The organism is Pseudomonas sp. NPDC088414 (genome assembly GCF_044753325.1).
Classification (GTDB): Bacteria; Pseudomonadota; Gammaproteobacteria; order Pseudomonadales; family Pseudomonadaceae; genus Aquipseudomonas.
This window is the reverse complement of the sequence record NZ_JBIVMY010000036.1, coordinates 1-23,173: the sequence shown is the minus strand read 5'-3', so window position 1 is coordinate 23,173 and position 23,173 is coordinate 1. Positions and strand designations below refer to the sequence as shown.

21 protein-coding genes are annotated in these 23,173 nt (G+C 52.1%); 1 reads left to right on the top strand and 20 read right to left on the bottom strand.

What is annotated here, in order from left to right; genetic code table 11:
- Nucleotides 1-130: 130 nt before the first annotated feature.
- Nucleotides 131-688 (top strand): TetR/AcrR family transcriptional regulator, encoded by a 558-nt coding sequence (locus ACIP8I_RS23235; RefSeq protein ID WP_367085295.1) that lies wholly within the window; start codon nucleotides 131-133, stop codon nucleotides 686-688.
- Here the strand turns inward: ACIP8I_RS23235 and fabF are convergent.
- The 20 genes from fabF to ACIP8I_RS23135 form a co-directional block, all read right to left on the bottom strand.
- Nucleotides 685-1,959 (bottom strand): beta-ketoacyl-ACP synthase II, encoded by a 1,275-nt coding sequence (gene fabF, locus ACIP8I_RS23230; protein WP_400764248.1) that lies wholly within the window; start codon nucleotides 1,957-1,959, stop codon nucleotides 685-687. The two genes, ACIP8I_RS23235 and fabF, sit on opposite strands and share 4 nt — an antisense overlap.
- Before the next feature lie 17 nt (nucleotides 1,960-1,976).
- Nucleotides 1,977-2,774 (bottom strand): SDR family oxidoreductase, encoded by a 798-nt coding sequence (locus ACIP8I_RS23225; protein ID WP_367085297.1) that lies wholly within the window; start codon nucleotides 2,772-2,774, stop codon nucleotides 1,977-1,979.
- A gap of 212 nt (nucleotides 2,775-2,986) precedes the next feature.
- Complete coding sequence (locus ACIP8I_RS23220; protein WP_400764245.1) at nucleotides 2,987-3,322, bottom strand: ComEA family DNA-binding protein; 336 nt, start codon at nucleotides 3,320-3,322, stop codon at nucleotides 2,987-2,989.
- 113 nt (nucleotides 3,323-3,435) lie between these two features.
- A complete protein-coding gene (locus ACIP8I_RS23215) occupies nucleotides 3,436-5,430 on the bottom strand; it encodes a nucleoside-diphosphate sugar epimerase/dehydratase (RefSeq protein WP_025113105.1) in 1,995 nt (664 codons plus the stop codon).
- A 94-nt stretch (nucleotides 5,431-5,524) separates the two neighbouring features.
- The gene (locus tag ACIP8I_RS23210; protein ID WP_400764243.1) at nucleotides 5,525-6,556 is read right to left on the bottom strand and encodes a glycosyltransferase family 4 protein; all 1,032 of its coding nucleotides are present in this window, start codon (nucleotides 6,554-6,556) and stop codon (nucleotides 5,525-5,527) included.
- A 117-nt stretch (nucleotides 6,557-6,673) separates the two neighbouring features.
- Nucleotides 6,674-7,849, bottom strand: a complete 1,176-nt coding sequence (locus ACIP8I_RS23205; RefSeq protein ID WP_400764240.1) for an acyltransferase family protein — start codon at nucleotides 7,847-7,849, stop codon at nucleotides 6,674-6,676.
- A gap of 122 nt (nucleotides 7,850-7,971) precedes the next feature.
- Nucleotides 7,972-9,228 (bottom strand): glycosyl transferase, encoded by a 1,257-nt coding sequence (locus ACIP8I_RS23200; RefSeq protein WP_367085301.1) that lies wholly within the window; start codon nucleotides 9,226-9,228, stop codon nucleotides 7,972-7,974.
- 11 nt (nucleotides 9,229-9,239) lie between these two features.
- A complete protein-coding gene (locus ACIP8I_RS23195) occupies nucleotides 9,240-10,856 on the bottom strand; it encodes a glycosyltransferase (RefSeq protein WP_400764238.1) in 1,617 nt (538 codons plus the stop codon).
- Nucleotides 10,857-10,858: 2 nt separating this feature from the next.
- Complete coding sequence (locus tag ACIP8I_RS23190; RefSeq protein WP_400764235.1) at nucleotides 10,859-13,732, bottom strand: polysaccharide pyruvyl transferase family protein; 2,874 nt, start codon at nucleotides 13,730-13,732, stop codon at nucleotides 10,859-10,861.
- Nucleotides 13,729-15,090, bottom strand: coding sequence for an ABC transporter ATP-binding protein (locus ACIP8I_RS23185; protein ID WP_367085304.1), 1,362 nt, complete (start codon nucleotides 15,088-15,090; stop codon nucleotides 13,729-13,731). The genes ACIP8I_RS23190 and ACIP8I_RS23185 overlap by 4 nt, the downstream gene beginning before the upstream one ends.
- Nucleotides 15,080-15,898 (bottom strand): ABC transporter permease, encoded by an 819-nt coding sequence (locus tag ACIP8I_RS23180; RefSeq protein ID WP_367085305.1) that lies wholly within the window; start codon nucleotides 15,896-15,898, stop codon nucleotides 15,080-15,082. Before ACIP8I_RS23180 ends, ACIP8I_RS23185 begins: the two co-directional genes overlap by 11 nt.
- A gap of 486 nt (nucleotides 15,899-16,384) precedes the next feature.
- Nucleotides 16,385-17,344, bottom strand: a complete 960-nt coding sequence (locus tag ACIP8I_RS23175) for a UDP-glucose 4-epimerase family protein (protein ID WP_400764232.1) — start codon at nucleotides 17,342-17,344, stop codon at nucleotides 16,385-16,387.
- The gene (locus tag ACIP8I_RS23170) at nucleotides 17,341-18,264 is read right to left on the bottom strand and encodes a glycosyltransferase (RefSeq protein ID WP_400764293.1); all 924 of its coding nucleotides are present in this window, start codon (nucleotides 18,262-18,264) and stop codon (nucleotides 17,341-17,343) included. Before ACIP8I_RS23170 ends, ACIP8I_RS23175 begins: the two co-directional genes overlap by 4 nt.
- Before the next feature lie 53 nt (nucleotides 18,265-18,317).
- On the bottom strand, nucleotides 18,318-19,208 hold the full coding sequence (gene rfbA, locus ACIP8I_RS23165) for a glucose-1-phosphate thymidylyltransferase RfbA (protein WP_025113095.1): 891 nt from the start codon (nucleotides 19,206-19,208) through the stop codon (nucleotides 18,318-18,320).
- Nucleotides 19,205-20,098, bottom strand: coding sequence for a dTDP-4-dehydrorhamnose reductase (gene rfbD / locus ACIP8I_RS23160; protein ID WP_400764229.1), 894 nt, complete (start codon nucleotides 20,096-20,098; stop codon nucleotides 19,205-19,207). The genes rfbA and rfbD overlap by 4 nt, the downstream gene beginning before the upstream one ends.
- Complete coding sequence (gene rfbB, locus ACIP8I_RS23155) at nucleotides 20,095-21,171, bottom strand: dTDP-glucose 4,6-dehydratase (RefSeq protein WP_025113093.1); 1,077 nt, start codon at nucleotides 21,169-21,171, stop codon at nucleotides 20,095-20,097. The genes rfbD and rfbB overlap by 4 nt, the downstream gene beginning before the upstream one ends.
- A 224-nt stretch (nucleotides 21,172-21,395) precedes the next feature.
- Nucleotides 21,396-21,635 carry a LapA family protein gene (locus ACIP8I_RS23150; protein ID WP_367085310.1) on the bottom strand — a complete coding sequence of 80 codons (240 nt, stop codon included), beginning with the start codon at nucleotides 21,633-21,635 and terminating at the stop codon, nucleotides 21,396-21,398.
- Nucleotides 21,636-21,662: 27 nt separating this feature from the next.
- Complete coding sequence (gene ihfB, locus ACIP8I_RS23145) at nucleotides 21,663-21,959, bottom strand: integration host factor subunit beta (RefSeq protein WP_003189779.1); 297 nt, start codon at nucleotides 21,957-21,959, stop codon at nucleotides 21,663-21,665.
- A gap of 152 nt (nucleotides 21,960-22,111) precedes the next feature.
- Nucleotides 22,112-22,390 carry a hypothetical protein gene (locus tag ACIP8I_RS23140; RefSeq protein ID WP_400764226.1) on the bottom strand — a complete coding sequence of 93 codons (279 nt, stop codon included), beginning with the start codon at nucleotides 22,388-22,390 and terminating at the stop codon, nucleotides 22,112-22,114.
- A 213-nt stretch (nucleotides 22,391-22,603) separates the two neighbouring features.
- The coding region (locus tag ACIP8I_RS23135; RefSeq protein ID WP_400764224.1) for a S1 RNA-binding domain-containing protein at nucleotides 22,604-23,173 on the bottom strand (570 nt) is incomplete at its 5' end.

Below are 23,173 nucleotides of genomic sequence, written 5' to 3'. Positions count from 1 at the left end.
AACCCCGCCAGAATCGGCGGGGTTTGTTTTTTATGGATTTGGACTTATCCGCACGCTTTTTAGAAGTAGAAGTACAGTCACCATTCAATTTTCCTTGGTTAAGATGGTGGCCTTGTCGCGGAGAGTCGAAATGCGTTACTCGCAGGATCACAAAGCCCAGACCCATCAGCGCATCATCAAGGAGGCTTCGGCACGATTTCGCCAGGACGGTATCGGCGCCACCGGTTTGCAGCCATTGATGAGAGCACTAGGGCTGACCCATGGCGGGTTCTATTCACATTTCAAGTCCAAGGACGATCTGGTGGAAAAAGCCCTGCAGGAGGCTGGAGCGCAGCTGGACGCGCATTGCGCCATGCTGTTCTCCGAGGCGCGCCCGCTGGAGGCATTCATCGACAGCTACCTCTCCGAATGGCACTACAGCTCTGCGCACGAAGGCTGCCCGTTACCGACCATGTCCTCGGAAATGGGTCTGCGCGGTCAGCCCAGCCCGACCACAGACGCGGTGCTCAACAGCCGACTGGAACAAGTGCAAAGCACACTTGAGGGCTCATCGGCAGCTGATCGCAGCATTGTTATCATGGCTACACTGGTGGGCGCACTGGTGCTCGCACGCAGCGTCGAGAATCCGCAGTTGGCCCAACGGATTCTCGACGTCACACGTGACGCTCTGAAGAAAGATCAGGACTAGCCTTCCCAGCGTTTGAACAGCACGCTGGCATTCACCCCGCCAAAACCGAAGCCGTTGGACAGCGCATATTCGATCGGCATCGACCGCGCCTGGCCGTGAACGATGTCCACGCCTGCACTTGCCGGGTCAGGGTTTTCCAGATTGAGCGTCGGCGGCACAACCTGATCGCGGATGGCCAGTAACGTGAAGATCGCCTCCAGCCCGCCGGCCGCGCCGAGCAAATGCCCGGTAGCGGACTTGGTGGAAGTGACGGCGATTTTGTTCTGCTCGCCAAACACGCTTTTGATCGCCGCCAACTCACCCAGATCGCCGACCGGGGTCGAGGTGGCATGTGCATTGAGATGCTGCACCTGATCAGGCGCGACACCTGCCTGAGCCAGCGCCAACTGCATCGCGCGTCGTGCACCGCTGCCATCTTCCGGACCGGCGGTCAGATGATAGGCGTCGGCACTGGTGCCATAACCCACCAACTCGGCCAATGGCTGAGCACCACGGGCCAGCGCATGCTCCAGCGATTCGATCACTAACAGGCCCGCTCCCTCGCCCATCACAAAGCCGTCGCGCCCGCTGTCGAACGGTCGTGAGGCGCGTTCGGGGGTGTCGTTGTAACCGCTGGAAAGTGCTCGCGCCGCTGCAAAACCGGCCAGGCTGACCCGATCGATGCACGCCTCCGCCCCGCCACAAATCGCGATATCCGCTTCACCGGCACGAATCATCCGAGCAGCATCGCCAATCGCCTGGACCCCGGCGGCGCAGGCGGTTACCGGTGCGCCGAGCGGGCCTTTCAAAGCGTGCTGGATCGACACATGTCCGGCCGCCAGATTGACCAGAAACGATGGGATGGTGAACGGCGACAGACGACGCGGGCCACGACTGTCCGTGGTGCGTACGGCGTCGGCGATTGCACCAAACCCGCCAACACCGGAGCCGATGATCGTCGCGGTGCGCTCCTGATCCCTTGCCTCGGAGGGCTGCCATCCAGCCTGTAGCAAGGCCTGGCGTGCCGCTTCCATGGCGAACTGGATGAAGCGATCCATCTTCTTCTGTTCCTTGGGTGGCGTGGCAAGATCCGGATCGAACCCGGCCTCAATATCCTCCGCCGCCGTTGGCACCATTCCGGCGACGCGGGTCGGCAGATCTGCGCTCACCGCGTCCGGCAAATTACGCAAGCCCGAGCGCCCGGCCAGCAAGCGCTGCCAGACAGTCTCGACATCGCTGCCCAAAGGAGAAACCAGCCCCATGCCGGTAACAACAATTCGACGTTGACTCATACCACAGTTACCTCTGATCAGTTCTTGTAGCGTTCAGCCGCCGAACTGCGCGACAGATTCGGAGCCATGACATGCCGGGCACGAACAAAGGCCTGCCATTCACCTTCGTCAGGCAGCGACGGGATGGTGATCAACTCGCCCTGATCCAGACCGGCCAGCGCCGCATCGACCATCTCACCCGCCTCCATCACCATCTCCGCCGGAATGCCACTGGCGTCGATGCCCGAGCGCTCCCAGATTTCGGTGCGGGTAACGCCCGGTAATACCGCTTGTACCTTGACGCCGGTGCCTTCGAGTTCGGTGTTGAGCGACTGGGTCAGGCTTAACACGTAGGCTTTGCTGGCGCTGTAGGTCGCGTTGAAACGCTCGGGAAACAGCGCCACCACCGAGGCAATGTTGATGATCGTGCCACGACCAGCTTGAGTGAAACTGGCGGCAGCCGCCGCAGCCAGCAGGGTCACGGCGGTGACGTTCAACTGAATCAGGCGCTCCAGTTGCTCGGCGTCAGCATCGGCCAACAGACCATTGGCTGCCACACCGGCGTTGTTCACCAACAGGCTGATGCTCGAATCACTGCGCAGGCGCTGCTGAAGTTTCAGCAGATCATCCTTTCGCGTCAGATCAGCTTTGAGCACTTCGACCTGAACACCATGGGCCTCGCGCAATTGGCTCGCGGCACTTTCCAGACGTTGCTGATCACGGGCCACCAGCAGCAGATCAAAACCCCGCGCCGCCAGCCGCTGTGCGTAAACGGCACCGATACCGGACGATGCACCGGTGACAACAGCGGTACCTTGAGACTGAACCGAATTCATGAGGGTGCTCCTGAAACAGGGGGGAACATTAACCTCCAACCCACACAGGTCTGGAGGCGACGGAAATTATTATAGGCATAATACCAAGACAATATGATACCCGTAATTTTCAACTCGCCGACAGACGCGCGAGCCTCCCTCCACCGAATTTCCGGCATCCCGAAAACAGAAAGGCCGGTCAATGACCGGCCCCTTGGCGTTGAATAATCAGCTTAGTTCACTTCCAGCTTCTCGCGATTGCGATCGAGAATCGCCTTGCCGATGCCTTTGACTTCCAGCAGCTCATCCACCGATGCGAATGGCCCATTAGCATCACGGTACGCAACAATCGCTTTGGCCTTCGCCTCGCCTATCCCGGACAATTGCTTTTGCAGAGTTGCCGCATCTGCACCATTGAGATCGACCTTTTCACTCGGGGACTGCGCCTGGGCATCAGTCACCATCGTCGCCTTTTCGGTGGAAGAAGTAACAGCAGGCGCTGCAATTACGGCAACTGAAGCACCGGTAAGCAGAGCAAAAACCAGAGAGTAGAAAAAACCGTTACGCATAAATGACACTCCATGACATGGTTTGAGAAAGCAGCTTTTCCCAAGCTGCTCTTACAAACCTAGGCCATGGAGGGCAGGTGTCAAAAATGCGTCTATTACAGAATGTGAAACAATCAAGGTTCGAGGCGGCGCTGCTGGTAAATCCAGTCGACGATTTCGCCGTCGGGGGTATAACCGCTGACGGTTTCGCGCAGAAGTTGACGAACTCGGGAATAGTCGTCCCTATCTACCGCAGCGAGCAGATCGTTCAGCTTGACCTTGAGTGCGTCCCAGGGAAGATGGTCTTCATTGGCTGTCATGATCATCGGATGGGGCGTGGCCGCCACGTTATCGCCGATCAACAACTCCTCGTAGAGCTTTTCACCGGGTCGCAAACCGGTGAATTCGATTGAGATATCACCCTGAGGATTGCGATCGGAACGAATGCTCAATCCCGACAAATGGATCATTTTCTCCGCCAGCTCGACGATTTTTACCGGTTCGCCCATATCAAGCACAAAGACATCGCCGCCCTGCCCCATCGAACCTGCCTGGATGACCAGTTGGGCCGCTTCGGGAATGGTCATGAAATAGCGGGTGATTTTCGGGTGCGTGACGGTCAGCGGGCCGCCGGACTTGATCTGGCTATGAAACAGTGGAATCACTGACCCGGAAGATCCCAATACATTGCCGAAGCGGACCATGGTGAAACGTGTCTTGTTGACCCGGGAAACATTGGCTTTGTCGCCGAACAGGACCGGAGCAACCTCACGGCTCAGTGCCTGGAGTGTCAGCTCGGCAAGTCGTTTGGTGCTGCCCATCACATTGGTTGGGCGAACAGCCTTGTCGGTCGAGATCAGTACGAAGTTCGACACACCGGACTGCAATGCGGCCTGGGCAGTGTTCAACGTGCCAATGACATTGTTCAGCACGCCTTCGGCAATGTTGTGCTCAACCATTGGCACATGTTTATACGCAGCCGCGTGATAAACCGTATCAACCTTCCAGGTCTTCATCACATCAAGCAATTTGTCCTGATGGCGGATGGAGCCAAGGATGGGCAGCAGGCGCACAGAAATTGATTCACGGGTGCAACGCGGCTCCAGCTCGGAAAGAATGCTGTAAAGATTGAACTCACTGTGTTCGAACAGTAGAAGCGTGGTCGGGCCTAGCGAAAATATCTGCCTGCACAACTCGGCACCGATCGACCCCCCGGCCCCAGTGACCATGACAGTCTTGCCCTTGATACAGCGTTCAAGCAGATCGGGCTGTGCTGGCACGGCATCGCGTCCCAGCAAGTCGGCAATGTCGACCTCCTGGATATCCTCGACCTTGACTCGGCCACTGGCCAGATCGGTGAAATTGGGTACGCTGCGAACATGGAGCGGAAAACCTTCCAGCATATTGAGGATTTCCCTGCGCCGAGCACGGGTCGACGATGGCAGCGCGAGAAGAATCTCCTGCGCACCCGTCATGTCGATCATCTGTTGGATATGCTTGGGTTTGTAGACCTGAAGACCCGAAATGGAACGCTCGGCAATACCTGCATCATCATCAAGAAAAGCGACCGGGCGCATGACACGGCCCATGCGTAGTGCAGCCACCAATTGATTGCCGGCGACACCGGCACCGTAAATCGCAACCTTGGTAAGGCCGTCATCACGATTGGCAAAAGGAACATGCTGCGCTGCGGTAAACCAGTCGCCCATAAAGTACTGACGCATGAATAAGCGCAGACCGCCAATGATTACCAGGCTCAACCACCAATAATTGAAGATGATGGAACGCGGAACAACGGCTTCGTGATTGCTGTACCAGAACACCACGAGGGCCAGGATCAACGACGAAAGGCTCACGGCCTTGACGATCGCGATCAAGGCATCGTTGCCAAAGTAGCGCATGACTGCCCGATACATGCCAAAGCGCACAAAGAGCGGAATCGCGATCAGCGGCGCTGATACGAACAGCCAAAAATGCGCCCTGAGAGGGTTGTACATATCGTCGACACCAAGGCGCACAATGAAGGCCAGCCAAAGCGCCAACCAAACGAGTACGACATCGGTGGCTACCTGAATCAGCCTTTTCTTGCGGCGAGGTAACCCAAGTAACAAAGCCCGAAATCTATCCATAATGCTTTCGTTCTCATCAACTTTCGATACTAAGTCCACGACTCAGGCAAATATCCCTGAAGAATACAGCACCCGTCAGCCGGATGCGCCATTGTCATGGTCCTTGAGTGGCGCCTTCCAGTGCACCGGCGTGATATTTAATAGCCAGCAGTACCAGCGGAACATAAGCCAACAGCACGCCGGCCAGCCCCGGAAAATCAAGCCGCACAACGCAGAATGCAATGGGCAGCAACCAGAAAAGATTAATCAATCCTACGCACAGCGTAACCGGCAGATGTTTACCCACCTGACGAGAGGCAAACTGATAAGCATGCGAACGATGAGCCTCATACACTTTGTCGCCCCGCAGCAAACGCCTCAAAAGAGTAAATGTCGCGTCAACGATAAACACTCCCATCAGGATCAACCACGGCCAGATTAACTCGGGTTGCTTGAAAGCGGCCTGAAGCGAGAGTCCGGCCAACACAACGCCGAGGAAGCCACTGCCAGCATCGCCCATGAATATCTTCGCAGGTGGGAAATTCAAAATCAGAAAGCCGGCAACACAGGTGGCGAGTAACAACGGCGCCAGGATCAGTTCGAAATGCTGGGTGATGCTGTACAGCACAACCATCCCCAGACAGGTTGTCACCGCTTCGACTGCGGCGATTCCATCGATGCCATCCATGAAGTTGTAGAGATTCAGCATCCAGACCAGATAGACGGCAGACAGCACCAGCCCGATCACGCCCATATCGAGCGCAAAACCCGCCATCGTGATCGTTGGAAATGGACCGAGTGGAGCAATGACCAAAACGGCTGCTGTGAAGTGTCCGATCAGGCGCCAACGCGCAGCTATATGGCGATGGTCATCGATAAAGCCAATTATTGCGACGAGCGCCCCTGCTCCCGCGCTACTCATAAGCGTCGAACTATCGACCTTGGAGAAAAACCACGCAAGTGTCAGAAATACAAGATACGTCAATACAAACGCCACACCACCACCACGTGGAGTCGGTACTGAGTGGGAACTTCGCGAATTGGGGACATCCAGAAGTTTTCGGTGCAGCGCGTAATGACGCAAGTAAAGGGTCAGTGCAAACGACATGACCAGGATCAACAGCATCCACAAAAAATAATAATCCATCACAACCCGTCACCCTGTAATTCTCGTCGAGCAAGGACACTGTGTTTCGCAGTAATTGTGACTTCGCTGATATGTGCAAAGAAAACAGTTACTGGAAACACATTTATCTTTAGCCCCCTATACAGCGGCTTTTTCCACTTGCGGCACAGACTCCTGAACCGACACTTTCTTAGTCGAACGGGCATATTTCTGCATCAGTGGACGCTCAAAGAAATGCCAGGACACGGACGCCAGCGTAATGGTCAACACCAGAGCCAGCACTACAATTTGTTCAAAGCTCAGCCAATTCAGACGCTTGAGCGAAAGCAGCACAGGAAGGTGCCAGAGGTAGATGCCGAAGGAGATCTCTCCCAGATAAGTGAGCGGCCACAACAGGCGCTTGACCTGGACGCTTGGGGTAATCACGCAGGCAGCAAAAATGATCATGCCAAATGACACTGCAATGAAGGTTCGGAACAACACGACCATCACCGGGATGTCCCAGAAACTGGCGTGTCTCCAATAGATGGAAAGCATCAAATAAAACACTGCGGCGGCGACGGCACATACGCCCAGGGCAACAGGCAGCTTCTGACAGTAGTCAAAAATCCTGTGCCCCAAGTCACTGCGAAACAACTTTGCCATCACAATACCGATGGCGAACTCATCCAGCATCCCCGGCAACTGTGTCGAGACCAGAAAGATCTTGAAGGGTCCCATTGCATCAGGCTCAACAAACCAGACCGTCCCCAACCGCCATGCCCAGGCCACCATCAAAAACGCAAACAGCACTTTCCAGATGCGAGCGACGTACAGCCACGGGGAAACCACCACCATCAGTGCGTAAAACTGCATCTCGGTCCCCAGCGACCAGTTGCTGCCGTTTATTGCACCGTGAAAGGCGGGAAAGAGGTTATGCAGGAAAAACAAATGCGTCAGCAGATTTGCCCAAAATCCCTGAAACATGACCTCAGGCATAATGAAAGCGATGAAAACGAGCATGGTCAGGTAATGAAGTGGCACGATCCGGGCGATACGACGCCGGATGAAATCCACGCGAAACCCTTGCGCACCGAACTTATCAATGCCTGAAAACGCTGCGAGGCCGATCACCAGACCCGAAATTACAAAAAAAAGGTCAACTCCCATCCAGCCAATTCGAAACCAGCTCAAAATACCTTCAGCTGGAAACGCCTTCCATGAGAAGTGTTCGATGATGTGATAAATCACTACAGATATAGCTGCAAATCCCCTTAACAAATCGATCAAGGGAAAGTGCAAAGATCGACGCTGCTGTAAAATTTCCGTAGTCATAATCGCAATATCAAGCCAGTGTGAGTCGAACTACCCTGTGCGTCTGACTTCATTCCATTCTCAGGACACAGGACAATAAAAAAATCGGCCAGCCCGCATGACGGGCTAGCCGATGTGCAACATTAACCCAAGAGCTTGTTCTTCAAACCGCGAAGCCCCTGGTTGCGCAGGACTTCCCAGCCCTTCTTCGCCATCTCGCCACCGGTTCTCGGATTCATGATGGATTGCTTCAGCAGGCCACCCAGGCGCGACCAGTCCACGGTTTCCATGCCACCACGAAAACCTGGGGTCAGCACTCGCGAGAACTCGAGCAACGCTGCCGCTTCTTGCTTCTTGTCGTGGAACTGCGGGTATTCGACCTTACCTTGAGTTTCCCACCAAGCCTTGTAACCGGTGGCATCGAACGGTTCCGGGAACGCACGCTGCAAGTCGATACGCTCACGATAAACAGCGCGGGCGCCCTTGCTGATCGGAGTGCCATCAGAGTATTGACCGTAGGCCCACACTTCTTTGGCAAGCGGATCTTCCGCCAGCTTCTTGGTTTCATCGTCGTACCAGTTAACCAGCTTGCTGACTGCCGAGTTGGTACCGCCATTTTTCGCCGCCATGACGCGGTGAGCACCGCTGTCAAAACCGGTGAAGTGATAAAAGCCCAAAGGCTCGCCGTTCACCAGGTAAGTCCCGTTGTCATCAATAGTGATTTCACGAGTGGTCAGGTTCCATGGTGCGACGTTATGGCGAGGTGTACGCATGATGGCGACACCTTCAAACAGCGCAGGTACCAGGTCGATCCACTTCTGGTCGGTAAACAGGCCATTCGGAATGTCGGCACGGCAGAAGTGGTAAATCCGCTCACCCCACCAGTTGGCGAAGGCCTTACCGGTATCTGTTGCTGCAACGGCGGCGAAACCCAGGTTATAGACACCGTGCTTCAGGCTGCAGATTTCGTTGTCCATCACTGCCGCAAGGCTGGACTCAGGTGTAATCTGGTGTGGCGTCAACACGACGTTGGATTCATCAAGCGCAGCAACGATGTCATCCAGGCGCGAGAAGGCGACGGTGTCCGGATCCAGATAGATAACTTTGGCGGTATCCGGCAACGCAAGCAGTCGTGACAACGTGAATGGCTTGATGGCAGTGGCAAGCTCAACGATGGTGTGGCAGAACGCCCAGGCTTTCCAGTGTGGAATATTCAATTCGCTGAGAGGAATGACCTCGTCGAAAGGCTCGCTGCTCAGGTCAATATTGTCACGCAACTCATCAGCCAGAGCCAAATGCAGGCGCCATTCTGGATGGTGCTCACGCAGCGAATTGAACAACATCCTCACTTTCGGAATGTAGTTGAATGCTGCGCTGGTGAAAACGTGCACTTGAGTCATTTCCAATACTCCTAAACCGAATAAATTCTTTTATGAAACATTACCAGCTCACTCAGAACTGACGGCACGTCGAAGTTCTTGAGTATGAGCGCTTTTTGATAGCTGGCAAGACGTTCTGCGGGTGCCCCTAGATCAAAACTGGCTACGGGCAATTTCATTTCCATCAACTCTTGGACGACGTAAGAGAACGTTTCTGGCCAAATGGACGGGAACAGCATGACATTCACGCCCGAGGATTCGATCAATTTTGCCAGATCGTCATGCTTGTAGTGGCCGGTTTGTGTAACCACCGACGCATCACACTGCGTCTCGATCGAACCGATGATGACAATCTTGATGTCAAGCTGCTGACTCATGATCTCTTCAGACAAACGCTGGACAATCTGAGCCCCTTTATGGAGCCCGATCTGCCCCACCACCCCGATTCTGAGTTCGGAGGTCTGGGAAGGTTTCACTGCGCCAAAATCGATGTATTCAACCACATGCGGCTTGACCACGGCGCGCGACAAATCAATAGATGGATAAGCCTTGCACAGCAGTTCCAGCGTGTTGGAGGAGAAGGTACGCACCTCATCCGCAACACTGAGGACAGTTCCCCACAGCGCTCGCCACTGATGCATATCTCGAGCACTGAACAGCGAAGTAAAACCGTTGTGGTTATTTAACAAGCACGACTGGCACTTGCTAAGGTCGGGAATACCACAATACTTGTTGGTGTCATCGATCAGGAAGTGTGAAGGACACACCATGAAAAAATCGTGGACCAGCAACAGCAACTTTGAATTGAGCTCTTTTTTCAGTTCAATAATAAGTTGAGGGATCTCTTCCGAGCGTGCAAATGAAACGCCCGTATTGTAGACGATCTCGTCAATCTTCAGCGACTTGCACAGCTCGATCAGAAACTCGTAGCCGGGAATCGACAATGTCTCACTCGTCGCGCCTTTCCTGACCATGAGGACATAAGACAATGTGGCAATATGGAAGCTGAAAATATAAACAACTTTCCCTTCCTGAATTTTTTCTGCGACCAGGCGTTCGCGATAATGGTTGGCACCGCCACCCAGATCATGATCAATAATCAGGACCGAGGATTGCGAGCCCGTAACACCCAACTGATCGCGTGCGTTCGACACATCATTTAACGAACCCGAAGGACGGTTACGAGTATATCGCTGGATTTTCTCGACCAACAATTTAAACTTCAACTGCCTGATCAACGACAAGCCACGCTTGAAAAACGCCCAAAACTGCTTCGCCAATGGCAACGCATTGGCTGACGTTTTCTCTAAAGAAATTAGTGAGGAAACCGAGACAGGAAGCTCTACCGAAGCACCATCGGCAAACTCAATCAAAAGAAATAAGTTATCACCATTTTCGGCATCGGCTTTACAACTACCGTACATAACAAAACCGGAATGCAAGGCATTTTGCTTGCCGGAAAAATGAGAGGAGACATCTTCCCTCGGATTCCCGTAGCTAGCCGGAATTGCTTGAAAAGAGCCATTTTTGGTCTTGACCGCCAGTTTAACGCCTACGATCACCTTCTCTTCGTGAAAAGCCCAGCCAAATCCAAAATAAGTCTGGTTCCGCAGTACTAACGAATCAACGGACCAATGTAGCTTTTCCACTATCAATTCCCTTCACTTTTTTTAATAGCATCGAGCTCAGCCAAACGAGAAATTGCCAATTCCTCCGCAAAAGCCTTGGCATCTTCTGTAAGTTGTAGCCTTTCCCTTAAAGCTTGATTCTCTGCATAGAGCCCAACAATCTGATCCTGCTTTTCAGTATTCTCCTTGAGTGCATTGAGTTCATCCAATCGAGAAATGGCCAACGATTCAGCATAAGCCTTGGCATTTTCTGTCAGTTGCAACTTCTCTGTCAGTGCACGAAGCTCTTCACCAAGTTTTTTGGACTGCTCTACACTTTTTACATTGAGTGCATCAAGCTCGCCCAAGCGGGAAACGGCCAGAGCGTCAGAATCGTCTTTCGCGTTTTCAATCAGACTCAACTGCTTTCTCAGATCATCATTTACCGTGCTAAGGAAATGGATTCTATCCATTGAGCTGACGTTGGCGTTTAATGCATCCAGCTGAGCCAAGCGGGAGATCGCCAAAGATTCTGCGTAGCTCTTGGCGTCTTCCGTAAGCTTTAACTGATCCTGAACCTTTTGAATTTCAGAACATAGGCTGTTTATCTCATCCAGGCGTCCGAACGCCAGATTCTCAGCGTACTTCTTAGCCGTCAGCGTTTCGTTGAGGCGAGCGTGGAGAGAGACCTTTTCAGCGCTGCACTCTTGTAATTCCAGCGAAACTCTATTGAATGCACTACGCAATGCATTTCGTGCAACTTCGTCCAACGCCGACAGAATAAAACCTTCGGAAGCTACAGATGTCTTCGATGAAATATTCAATGCCGAAGCACACTGAACGGCACCGTCGATGATTTCTACAGAATCATTCAACGAGAACATAAAAGGCTGATCGATATTGCCAACAAACTCCAACATATCAGAGTTCAAACACTCAAACGCGAGCTTGACTCCCTGTTTCCACATGCTGATCGCTTGTTCACGCTCACTAGCATTCCAGTGAATCATACCGGCATGATAGGCCGCACTGACCTGCTTTGTTCCAAGTGTCGGCGTAATACTGGAAATCTGGCTATTCACAACACTTTTGTAATATTGCAGCGCTCGCTGTTGAAAATTCGCTCGGTGGCAAAATCGAGCTTGAAGATAATTTAACGAAACACACCACCTGCGAACATGTGGATTATCCGACTGATCATTTTTCAGATATACATCAACCGCGTTACTCCAATCCAACAGGTCTACTGCTGAATCCGCCTCAAAGTATCTCCACCCAAGAATTGCCAATGCTGCACCTTGGTCCGCGCTGGCATCACTCGAACATGAGAGTATCTGTTCCGATAATTTGAACAGTTGCTCAGCATTCTTTATCCTCCATGGAATTTCCACCACGGAATGGACAATCCACGGATTTTCGTAATACCGAGCGAAATCAACAAGGTGAGTCTTGCCATTAAATTTCGGCAAGTTTCTCTCTTCATACGGCGCAGAATACTTTACAAGGGGACTTCTGAAAAACGAGAGAATCCAGTTACTCTCAGCTGTCTGCGCCTCAAGTGCAGCAATGCTCAGACTTGATTCAAAAAGCAGCCCCTTGGCCTCAAGAGCTGATTTATTCTCGGGGGAAATATCCCCGTCAGCACACGAATCGTTCGAACACCGAACCAGAAGACGACCACCAGGCCGTAGCTTCTCCGCTGCAAGAGCAGTGAGAAGCGTAAGTCCTGCCGAATCCACAACAGCATCGATGCAAACGATCGTATCGATGTCACAACTTGATTCGGGAACAACGCCTTTTAGAGCAACTGTATCAATGGCGCCATCGGTCAATACCGAGAGAGGGATCTCACTGAATACGAAGTTTCGTGCAATCGAGTGGTTTTTAAACAAACGCAGACTTGCATTCGAACCTAAAAACAGAACGTCTGACAGAGGCGAAAAATACTTCGTTGCCAATTCCTTATAGGCTTCGATATCCAGCAGAGACTTAGGAACGCCACTGTCACGCAGGTTCACAAAAGTGCTCAATGGATTGGCAAGCAATTTGTGAGCGAATACCGATTTGTATGCCTCGGGATTCTCCATGGCACGGTGAGCCATGTGGACGATATCCTCTCCGGCCCACATTGCGAACAACCCGCCCAACTGCTCCAACGTGCCCTCAATCTTCCAGGTATTGGAAGGCAGGGCGATAAATGGAGTGTTCGCGAGTAAAGCCAGATAGACGGCGTGGTGGCGACCTGTAATAACAAGCTTCGCTGCGCGAAACTTTCTTAAAGTATCCCGCCAGTCATTTACACTGTTTTCATATTCAAGCGGAAAGTAAACACAATCAGCAGAAAATTCGACGTTGGCTCTTTCCAGAACCTGCCTTACATCCTCTCGAGACAAATGACAGTCGGTGATAATGACCTTGTCACGATAGTTTTCGTCAACACCTGGGTTGAACCGTGCTCCAACAATCGAATCGGATACAATTCGCGAGTCAATGCCCAGGCTAGACAAGTATCTGAATGAGTTCACCTCTCTGACGGTCAAGTCATCAAGCTTTGCCAGGACATCGAGATAAACAGGTACATCCTGCAAGACCGCATTCACCAAAACGGTGCGCTTGCCCAGCTCTTGAGCATAGGCGAGGATGGCAAGCAAATGAAGGCCTGATCCGTGATGGATCGTGCCTTCACCATTGACCACCACAGCATCAACTGCAGAAATTTCTGCAGCCAGGGCACCATTTGCAAGAAAATCACGGGTTGATTTTTCGTCACCCTGCCACAAATCATGAAACTCATTGACGAAGTGTCGATATTCGACCACTGCCCCCACTTCCGAGAGCATTCTGTCGTGAGCATCCGACACGGCAAGGCAACCTATATGGTGATAGCTGCTGGTGTCATTGAAGATGGCAACTTTCATGCTGAATGCTCTATAAGTTTTTGTTCAAAACCCAAATCGCAAATACCGCCAACAACATGTTCTTGCTGTTTGATTGCCACAGTAAAGAAGGCAGCTTCGTCCATCCAATGCAATATCTGCTGCGACCCATAATACATATCATGCTCACGAGTCACCGTCGCCTGTACCTCGTAGAGGTTTGCACCAAGCGTGCAGGCAGCATTAAACTCCACCGCAAACTCCGTACCTGCGCTGAAGTTCTTCAACCAAATAATTTCAGACGCGTCAGCATTCTTCAGTGATGCGCGCATATCATGATTCAATGTGCCCCATGAAGTAATCTTGACGCCTTCCTTGTTTCGAATACGAAATGCAACGTTGACATTATTCAGATCAACGTTCGCCCGCAGCGAGACCTTGATCGTGAGGCGCTCGCCAATATAAAAATGCGAGACCTCAACACCTTTGGAATCGAGGATTTTCACACCCAGAATTTCAGCTTCGAGATCACCAAAAGACTTGATCTTGTTATGTTTCTCCGGAAGTTCAACGCCTTTGACCTTTGCCTCTTTAACCGCCGCTGTAGTGGCTGCCGCATTGGCCGTCAGCTTTGCACCGTACTCAAGAAAGCTCTGGCGTTCGTCCTCATGAAGCATCCGACGATACTCCAGAACGACGTCAGATGATTTACCCCACATCTTCCTCACCCCTTTGTGCAGAAGCAAAGCTCGGTGAGTCAGGGTGCGAACGCTTTCCTGATCGTGGGAAACGAAAAGTAGCGTGGTGCCATCAGAAATCAGCTTTTCAATCTGCTGGAAGCAGCGCTTTTGAAACAGCGCATCGCCAACCGCGAGCGCCTCGTCAACGATAAGGATGTCCGGAGTGACCTGGACCTGTACGGCAAACGCCAAACGAACCAGCATCCCGCTCGAATATGTTTTAACCGGCTGGTTAAGGTGATCACCGATATCTGCGAAAGCAGCGATTGCGTCAAAACGGTCTTCGATTTCTTTCTGGGTCAGGCCGAGGATCGTACCATTCAGAAAAATATTCTCACGACCGGTAAAATCTGGATTGAACCCCGAGCCAAGTTCAAGCAACGCAGCAATCCTGCCAAATGTCTGCACGCTGCCGGTGGTCGGGTTCAGTGTGCCGCAAATCATTTGCAAAAGCGTTGATTTGCCCGAACCGTTTCGGCCGAGAATACCAATCGACTCTCCTCGCTTGACCTCAAACGAAAGATCGCGAAGCGCCCAAAATTCTTTGTAATACTGCTTTCTCACAGGAGAAAGCATTTGCAGCAAGCGGTCGCTGGGCTTGTCGTAAATGTGATAGCACTTGCTCAGGTTCTCAACTTTGATCGAGATATCAGAGGACATCGGCAAACCCCTTTCTTGTTTTTTGGAACCAGGCGAAACCCAGCCAGCATACGACGACGGAGACCGCCATGCAGATTGAGTAGAGTCCCCAATCAATACCTTGCCCAAAAAATAATACGCCTCGCGCCAACTCAATCACTGGGGTCAGAGGGTTCATGAAAAGCAGGCCGCGGAATTCTTCGGGAATGGCCGTTGCCGGATAGAAGATCGGCGACAAAAACATCAGCGTCGTTGTAATAATGCCGATCAGTTGCGATATATCACGCAGAAAAACCCCGGACGCAGCGAGCAACCAGGAAAACCCCATCACAAACAATATGAGCGGCAAAAAAACCAGAGGAATAAGAAATACGGTCAAATGAGGAATACCAAAAAGCAAGGCATAGGCTGCAATCCAAACACTTAAACTGATCAGCGCATGAAACAGAGCCGCCCCCATACTGACCCAAGGCAGAATCTCAAGAGGAAAAATAACTTTCTTTACATAATTTATATTACTTGTAATCAATAACGGTGATTTATTGATACATTCAGCAAAAAAGTTATAAACCAGCAGACCGGCAAACAGTACCAGGGCGAACTCGACTTTAGAGTCACCTCCTCCACCCCAGCGCGCCTTGAAAATAACACTGAACACAAGTGTATACACACTCAACATAAATACTGGGATCAGGAATGACCACAGGATACCCATCATGGAGCCGCGATAACGCCCAACAATTTCGCGTTTGACCAAAGCCTTGATAAGTCCGCGATTTTTCCAGAAACTACTGACCATATTCAGGGGCGAAATTGAAAACTTTTCCATTACCAGCACACCTCAGCATCGCTCGGGAGATTTCCTGCACCATCTGAAACGATGCGTAACTGCCTAACGTTAGTTTCCACAATGATCGACTCGCAAGCCCCAAAATGTTCTGCTACACCGTTCATAAAAATCACAGAATCATCCACTTGACCAAACTTCATTTTAAATCCATCTCATTGATTAGAGAAAAGCGAATGATTAGTTAGTCATGTGCAAAACAGCACTTCCATGACAACTTCCAAAAACCACTCCACTTTAACTCCACCACATTAATCCTTTAAGTAAGATTGGTAATGCACCCCCAAGAGGAAATATTTCGACTCAAAACTCAACGGGATCCACTACTCTCAAGCACAAAAACAAATATAAAAATACCCCCCATTATACATCACAATAAAAAAAAGATACAGCCCCAGTAATTATTGCTAACATCTGCAACCTAATAACATTCCAACCGCACTTCCAAAGCTCCATATCAATAATAATTTATTGTTGCTTCTCAAGAAACTTTAGTGCTGTCCTCTTTAACTCCACCTCTGGAGAATAAGGCGCAGACCAACCGAGAGCCGTCTTTGTTGCCGTAATGTCAACCTGCAAAGAACCACAAACTCGCTGTATGACAGAGTGCATTCCACACAATCTCAAAACCGCCCTGAGCACCACTTCGGGAAAAGGTATCAGCAACGCCTTGCCACCGATTGTCTCTCGCAGGCAACGCAACAGTTCGCTAGTGGACAAATCTCTGCCATCGCTGACCAGGAAGGTCTGATTCCTAGCACCAACGTGATCAACACAGGTGACAATCAGATCTACCAGATTACTGATACCCACCAAACTTCTACGATTATTGATTGCGCCCATCGGCAACGGCAACCGCCTCGTCAGCACGCTCATCATCCGGTAGAAATTTGCCTTTACACCCGGCCCATAGACAAGCGGAGGCCTGATAATGACAACCTCCATCCCGGTCTCTTTACCAATACTCTTCAGCGCCTCTTCCGCCTCGAACTTTGAAATGCCGTACGCATCAAGAGGCGCCGGGATGTCATCGGCCTTGAACGGATGACCTGGCAGTGTCACCTCACCGTTAACCTTGATTGAACTGATAAATATGAAGCGTCTGACCCCTGATTGCGCCGCTTTTCGCGCCAGTTTCACAGTACCGTCGACGTTTACTTTTCTAAAGGCTGCGAGCGCATCTGGTGCTGCCTCTTTCATGACATGCACGCGCGCGGCCGCGTGAATCACCGCATCTATATTCTCGAACTCGGGCAGCTCATTCGAACTGGCAAGATCGAACATTACCGTGGGGCACAATCCCGACAAACACGATGCCCTTCTGACGACAGCTACCGGGGTCAGCACTTGATCAAGCAATAATCGGAGAACGACCGCCTCGCCGACAAAACCGGTAGCACCTGTAACCAATACTCTTCGGGAAGTCATCTTGCCTTCCCTCCTAACAGAGAAGTTAACCAACAGGTAAAGAAAAACAACACTTTGTCACGCCATCGTCGCCGGCAACTTGCAGCACTCAGTGATAGTTTGAGTAACTGCCAACGCCCCAGCTTCGACCAGCGCCGAACAAAAGGATCCGAATCCAGCCCCACCAACCGCACAATCAATCGCACCTGATCAAACCACCAACCATCATGGATCGTTTTGTATCGAGCAATCAGATTGGAAATTCCGGTATTCGCGCCCACCTGATTGTGCTCGTGCTGCCGATATCGCATAGAAGGCAAAGGATCTATGAACCAGCGATATCCATGGCTACGCGCAAAGGCGTAACAGAACCAGTCATGCAAAGTGACACCCTGCAGCGAATGCCAGTTGGCCTGCATTGATTGCTTCAGGTGTTGCGCCAATGCGCGACTGAATACATAGGTACAACCTGGACCTGCCGCCTCGAATATATGATCCCAGGCAACCTGTGGCTGCGCCTTATTCAAAACAACAGTTCGCCCATCCGACCAAAAGGCCGTGACATTGCTCGAATAAGCGGAGTATTCGCCGGTTGCAAGAATATCGGTGGCGCGCTTCAGTTTCTCAGGAAGCCAAATATCGTCCTGATCGGAAAACCCGACGAAATCAAACGCAGTCAGATCGACATCACGAACCAAGCGATAGAAATTACATGCAGCGCCGCCATACCGATCACCGGTAGGCAGCACTGTCACACAATCATGTCGGGCGGCAAGATCTGCACACCAGGCTTCAGTACCATCCGTTGAGGGGTCGATACTGATAAAGAGGTTGAGTTCCACCCCTCGCTGGCAAAGAATCGAAGCGACCTGCTCTTCGATCCATGCCATGCCATTGTACGCAGCAAGCAAAATTGCAACTTTAATGGGTCTCACCGCTATACCAGCCCTGAATTACCCCTAAAGAAGGGCGCACTGAATTTTCCCGAGCAAATTCAGATATGACCTGTCTCCAACAGTTGCTGCAGATATTGCCCGTAACCGGTTTTCTTCAAGCGCTCTGCCTGTTGCGCGAGCTGGGCAGCATCAATCCAGCCATTGTTGTAGGCGATTTCTTCCAGGCATGCGACCTTGAAACCTTGCCGATGCTCGATCGTATGCACAAAGTGACTGGCCTCAAGCAGCGACTCGTGAGTCCCTGTATCCAACCATGCGAAACCGCGACCAAGAAGCTCCACCTTCAAGGAATCCTGGCTCAAATAGGCCCGATTTACGTCGGTGATTTCAAGCTCACCACGCGGAGAAGGCTTGATTCCCTTGGCAATCTCGACGACCTTGTTGTCATAGAAATACAAACCGGTAACCGCATAGCTCGATTTGGGCTTGGCCGGTTTCTCTTCAATGCTCAGCGCCCGACCTTGCGCATCAAACTCCACGACACCGAAGCGCTCGGGATCAGAAACATGATATCCAAACACTGTGGCCCCCTCCTGCTGAGAGCAGGCTGAGCGCAGATTGTCGGAGAAATGCTGACCATGAAAAATATTGTCGCCCAGAATCAGGCAGCACGGATCATCACCGATGAACTCTTCACCAATGATGAACGCCTGAGCAAGACCATCGGGGCTTGGCTGCTCCGCGTAAGTCAGCTTGATGCCGTATAGACTTCCGTCTCCCAGCAACTTGCGGAAGCTTGGCAAATCATCGGGCGTGGAAATGATCAGGATTTCACGCATGCCGGCCAGCATCAGCACCGACAAAGGATAAAAGATCATCGGCTTGTCGTAGATGGGCAGCATCTGCTTGGAAACGCCGAGCGTCAGTGGATGCAGGCGTGTGCCGGAACCGCCGGCGAGAATGATGCCTTTACGATTTGTCGTGATCATTTATTCAGAACTTCCATAATCATTCGGGTTACACCACTTTGCCAATCCGGCAAGTGTAGAGAAAAGTTGTCGCGCAGTTTCTGAGTGTCCAGTCGGGAATTCAGAGGGCGGCGCGCAGGAGTCGGATAGGCGGTGGTATCTATTGGATTGATTGCCTTGACGGCAAGCTCCTCACCGTTAGCCTTGGCAAGGTCAATCACATGACAGGCATATCCGTGCCATGAGATTTCGCCGGCAGCGGCCAAATGATAGAGACCTGCCAACTCAGGGCGGAGCAGAACCCGCTGAATAGCCAATGCTGTCACGTCAGCAATCAGGTCAGCACCTGTTGGAGCACCGATCTGGTCGGCGATGACACCAAGTGTCTCGCGATCCTTGGCCAGACGCAGCATGGTCTTGGCGAAATTATTGCCACGCGCTGCATAGACCCAACTTGTACGGAAAATCAGGTGCCTGCAACCCGAGGCGACGATCGCCTGTTCGCCTGCCAGCTTGCTGGCGCCATAGTGATTGACCGGCGATACCGCGTCGGTCTCCCGCCAGGCAGCCAAGCCTTCACCACTGAACACATAGTCGGTGGAATAGTGAATCAGCCACGCGTTCAAAGACGCAGCTTCCTGCGCCATAACCTTCGTGGCGAGACCGTTCACGCGATCAGCCAACTCGATTTCGGACTCGGCCTTATCAACGGCAGTGTAAGCCGCCGCATTGACAATGATGTCGGGCTTGACCTGACGAATCGTATTACGCAGCGCGTCAAGGTCAGACAGATCACCAGTCAGACCGCCAGCCGGGTGGCGATCCAGAGCAACCAGTTCGCCCAGAGGAGCCAGGGAGCGTTGCAGCTCCCAGCCTACCTGGCCGTTTTTTCCAAGTAGAAGGATTTTCATGCTTTTTTTGAACGGTCTGCGTAGTTTTGATCGATCCACTGCTGATAGCTGCCGCTCTTCACGTGAGCAACCCACTCAGTGTTCTGCAAATACCACTCGACAGTCTTGCGAATACCGGTTTCGAAGGTTTCTTCCGGCGTCCAGCCAAGCTCACGTTGAATCTTGCTTGCATCGATCGCGTAGCGCTGGTCATGGCCAGGGCGATCCTGCACATAAGCAATCAGACTTGCGTGCGGGCGATGCGCGGAATCAGGACGAAGCTCGTCAAGCAGCGCGCAAAGAGTATGGACAACCTCAATGTTCTGCTTCTCGTTGTGACCACCAATATTGTAGGTCTCGCCAATGACACCTTCAGTTACAACCTTGTACAGCGCACGCGCATGGTCTTCGACATACAACCAATCGCGAACCTGATTGCCTTTGCCATAGACCGGCAATGGCTTGCCTTCCAGTGCATTGAGAATGATCAACGGGATCAACTTCTCGGGAAAGTGGCAAGGGCCGTAATTGTTCGAGCAGTTTGTCACCAGTGTCGGCAAGCCGTAGGTGCGAGCCCATGCGCGAACCAGGTGATCGGAACTGGCCTTGCTGGCCGAGTACGGGGAACTAGGCTGATAAGGTGTAGTTTCAGTGAACAGATCTTCCGGACCTTCCAGATCACCATAAACTTCGTCAGTCGAAATGTGATGGAAACGGAAGCTGGCTTTACGCGCATCATCCAGTGCAGCCCAATAATGGCGAGCCGCCTCAAGCAATGTGTAAGTGCCGATGATGTTGGTCTGGATGAACTCGGAAGGCCCGGAAATAGAGCGATCAACATGAGATTCTGCGGCCAGATGCATAATCGCATCGGGTTGATGCTCACGCAGAACACGATCAATCTGATCACGATCACAAATATCAACACGCTCAAAAGCGTATCGCGAGTCATGACTGACCTCAGCCAAAGACTCCAGGTTACCGGCGTAGGTCAGCTTATCAACGTTAACGACAGAGTCGGTGGTGTTGGAGATGATGTGACGGATGACTGCCGAGCCGATGAACCCGGCGCCGCCGGTAACTAGAATTTTCACGCGAAAGCATACCCTTGAGCTGCGGACAGGCCATATAAGGGCGCTGTCTAATCCATGAATGCGGAAGCCACCAACCTCAGGGCTTCCGTCAGAGTCAGTCTGAATCGACGTGGAAATAGACCACTATCGAACAAGGGTTGCATTTTACAGCTTAATGAACGTTTTACTAATGGATATGGACAAGCGACGACCCAAATTTGATAGGCGCGCTGCAACCATCCAACTCAGACAAGGCGCTTTCGTGCAGCTCTGGACGAACGCCCCAGAAACCACCCAAGGATCGGACCAATCAGCATGCCAACGAGCAATGCGCACACCACCACCAACGATAGTGGAAGTTGTGGCCCAGCCAAACCGAGAAACATCAACGAGGTGGATTGCTGATTCTCGAGCACGAACGCCAGAATCACCAATACCAACAATAAAATGAAAACGCCAAGAAGCATGCGCTTGAGGTTACGCATGAGTGACTCCTTGAGAAATAGCGACTGTCAAACCCCCTCCTCCTCTTCCTCGTTTACCCGATCACGCAATTCCTTGCCCGGCTTGAAATGCGGAACAAACTTGCCGTCAAGGCTGACCGACTGACCGGTCTTCGGATTGCGACCGACGCGCGGCGCACGGTAGTGCAGAGAGAAGCTGCCAAACCCACGGATCTCGATGCGATCGCCGGTAGCCAGGCACTGGGACATTTGTTCAAGCATGGTCTTGATGGCCAGCTCCACATCCTTGGATGAGAGTAGCCCTTGATGGGTGACAATTCGTTCGATCAACTCCGACTTCGTCATATTTTTCCCTTCTTTTTCAAGCAGCTAGATCAGCGCTTGAAAGGTTTTAGCACGCCCGGAAGATTTTGAACAGCCCAGGGATTGACATATCTTCCTTGGCGCCGAAACGCCTGTTTTCAGTGCACAAAAGCACAAACCGAAGCCGCGCACATTCAACGGCACATAACCAGCATGGTTCGAGTGACGTAGCCTGCGGGATTGAAGCCAAACGGATATTCATCTTCATCCCTGGCCTGGTCAGATCGGTTGATTACCCTGTAACCCGCCCCCTTACACTCCTTCGCCGCGCGTCTTTGGCACTTCTCCCACCCCGAACCCAGACCAGAGCAGTCGATCTCGATACCGCTGACGCCGCGCACGGCATGCGTTTTGGCACTTGTGGTACATCCAGCCAAAACCAACACTACAATCAACACAATAAACCTGTTCATCCACTTCCTTATGCCAGGCAACGCCCGACTACCGCACGAGTAATACCCAGCTTAGTCGCGAATAGGCGATTGATCCGATTAAAGAAACAGACAACTCGCTGAAGAGATTGGTTTCACCACAGCCCCGACATACGCAAACCGCGGCACACCTCATCAAATCGCGGGCACAAAAAAGGGCGACCGAAGTCGCCCTTTTTCATGATCAAGCAGAACTTAGTTCTGTTTGGCCATTGCTTGACGCAGCAGTGCCGCCATAGTGGTGTCAGCTGCTTCACCTTCCGGAGCTGCTTTCAGGCTCTGGATGGCTTCTTTCTCTTCAGCATCGTCTTTCGACTTGATCGAGAGCTGGATTACGCGGCTCTTGCGATCAACGCTGATGATCTTGGCTTCAACTTCCTGGCCTTCTTTCAGAACGTTGCGCGCGTCTTCAACGCGGTCACGGCTGATTTCGGAGGCTTTCAGGGTCGCTTCGATGTCGTCAGCCAGAACGATGATGGCGCCTTTGGCGTCAACTTCTTTCACGGTGCCAGTAACGATAGCGCCTTTGTCGTTAACCGAGACGTACTCGGAGAACGGATCGCTTTCCAGTTGCTTGATGCCCAGGGAGATGCGCTCGCGCTCTGGGTCAACCGACAGGATGACGGTGTCCAGTTCGTCGCCCTTCTTGAAACGACGTACGGCTTCTTCGCCCACTACGTTCCAGGAGATGTCGGACAGGTGAACCAGACCGTCGATGCCGCCGTCCAGACCAATGAAGATACCGAAATCTGTGATCGACTTGAT

Excerpts from the sequence above, each read along its gene's own strand:
- ACIP8I_RS23235 (WP_367085295.1), top strand. The coding sequence starts at position 131 with ATGCGTTACTCGCAGGATCACAAAGCCCAGACCCATCAGCGCATCATC.
- fabF (WP_400764248.1), bottom strand. The coding sequence starts at position 1,959 with ATGAGTCAACGTCGAATTGTTGTTACCGGCATGGGGCTGGTTTCTCCT.
- ACIP8I_RS23225 (WP_367085297.1), bottom strand. The coding sequence starts at position 2,774 with ATGAATTCGGTTCAGTCTCAAGGTACCGCTGTTGTCACCGGTGCATCG.
- ACIP8I_RS23220 (WP_400764245.1), bottom strand. The coding sequence starts at position 3,322 with ATGCGTAACGGTTTTTTCTACTCTCTGGTTTTTGCTCTGCTTACCGGT.
- ACIP8I_RS23215 (WP_025113105.1), bottom strand. The coding sequence starts at position 5,430 with ATGGATAGATTTCGGGCTTTGTTACTTGGGTTACCTCGCCGCAAGAAA.
- ACIP8I_RS23210 (WP_400764243.1), bottom strand. The coding sequence starts at position 6,556 with ATGGATTATTATTTTTTGTGGATGCTGTTGATCCTGGTCATGTCGTTT.
- ACIP8I_RS23205 (WP_400764240.1), bottom strand. The coding sequence starts at position 7,849 with ATGACTACGGAAATTTTACAGCAGCGTCGATCTTTGCACTTTCCCTTG.
- ACIP8I_RS23200 (WP_367085301.1), bottom strand. The coding sequence starts at position 9,228 with ATGACTCAAGTGCACGTTTTCACCAGCGCAGCATTCAACTACATTCCG.
- ACIP8I_RS23190 (WP_400764235.1), bottom strand. The coding sequence starts at position 13,732 with ATGAAAGTTGCCATCTTCAATGACACCAGCAGCTATCACCATATAGGT.
- ACIP8I_RS23185 (WP_367085304.1), bottom strand. The coding sequence starts at position 15,090 with ATGTCCTCTGATATCTCGATCAAAGTTGAGAACCTGAGCAAGTGCTAT.
- ACIP8I_RS23180 (WP_367085305.1), bottom strand. The coding sequence starts at position 15,898 with ATGGAAAAGTTTTCAATTTCGCCCCTGAATATGGTCAGTAGTTTCTGG.
- ACIP8I_RS23175 (WP_400764232.1), bottom strand. The coding sequence starts at position 17,344 with ATGACTTCCCGAAGAGTATTGGTTACAGGTGCTACCGGTTTTGTCGGC.
- rfbA (WP_025113095.1), bottom strand. The coding sequence starts at position 19,208 with ATGATCACGACAAATCGTAAAGGCATCATTCTCGCCGGCGGTTCCGGC.
- rfbD (WP_400764229.1), bottom strand. The coding sequence starts at position 20,098 with ATGAAAATCCTTCTACTTGGAAAAAACGGCCAGGTAGGCTGGGAGCTG.
- ACIP8I_RS23150 (WP_367085310.1), bottom strand. The coding sequence starts at position 21,635 with ATGCGTAACCTCAAGCGCATGCTTCTTGGCGTTTTCATTTTATTGTTG.
- ihfB (WP_003189779.1), bottom strand. The coding sequence starts at position 21,959 with ATGACGAAGTCGGAGTTGATCGAACGAATTGTCACCCATCAAGGGCTA.
- ACIP8I_RS23140 (WP_400764226.1), bottom strand. The coding sequence starts at position 22,390 with ATGAACAGGTTTATTGTGTTGATTGTAGTGTTGGTTTTGGCTGGATGT.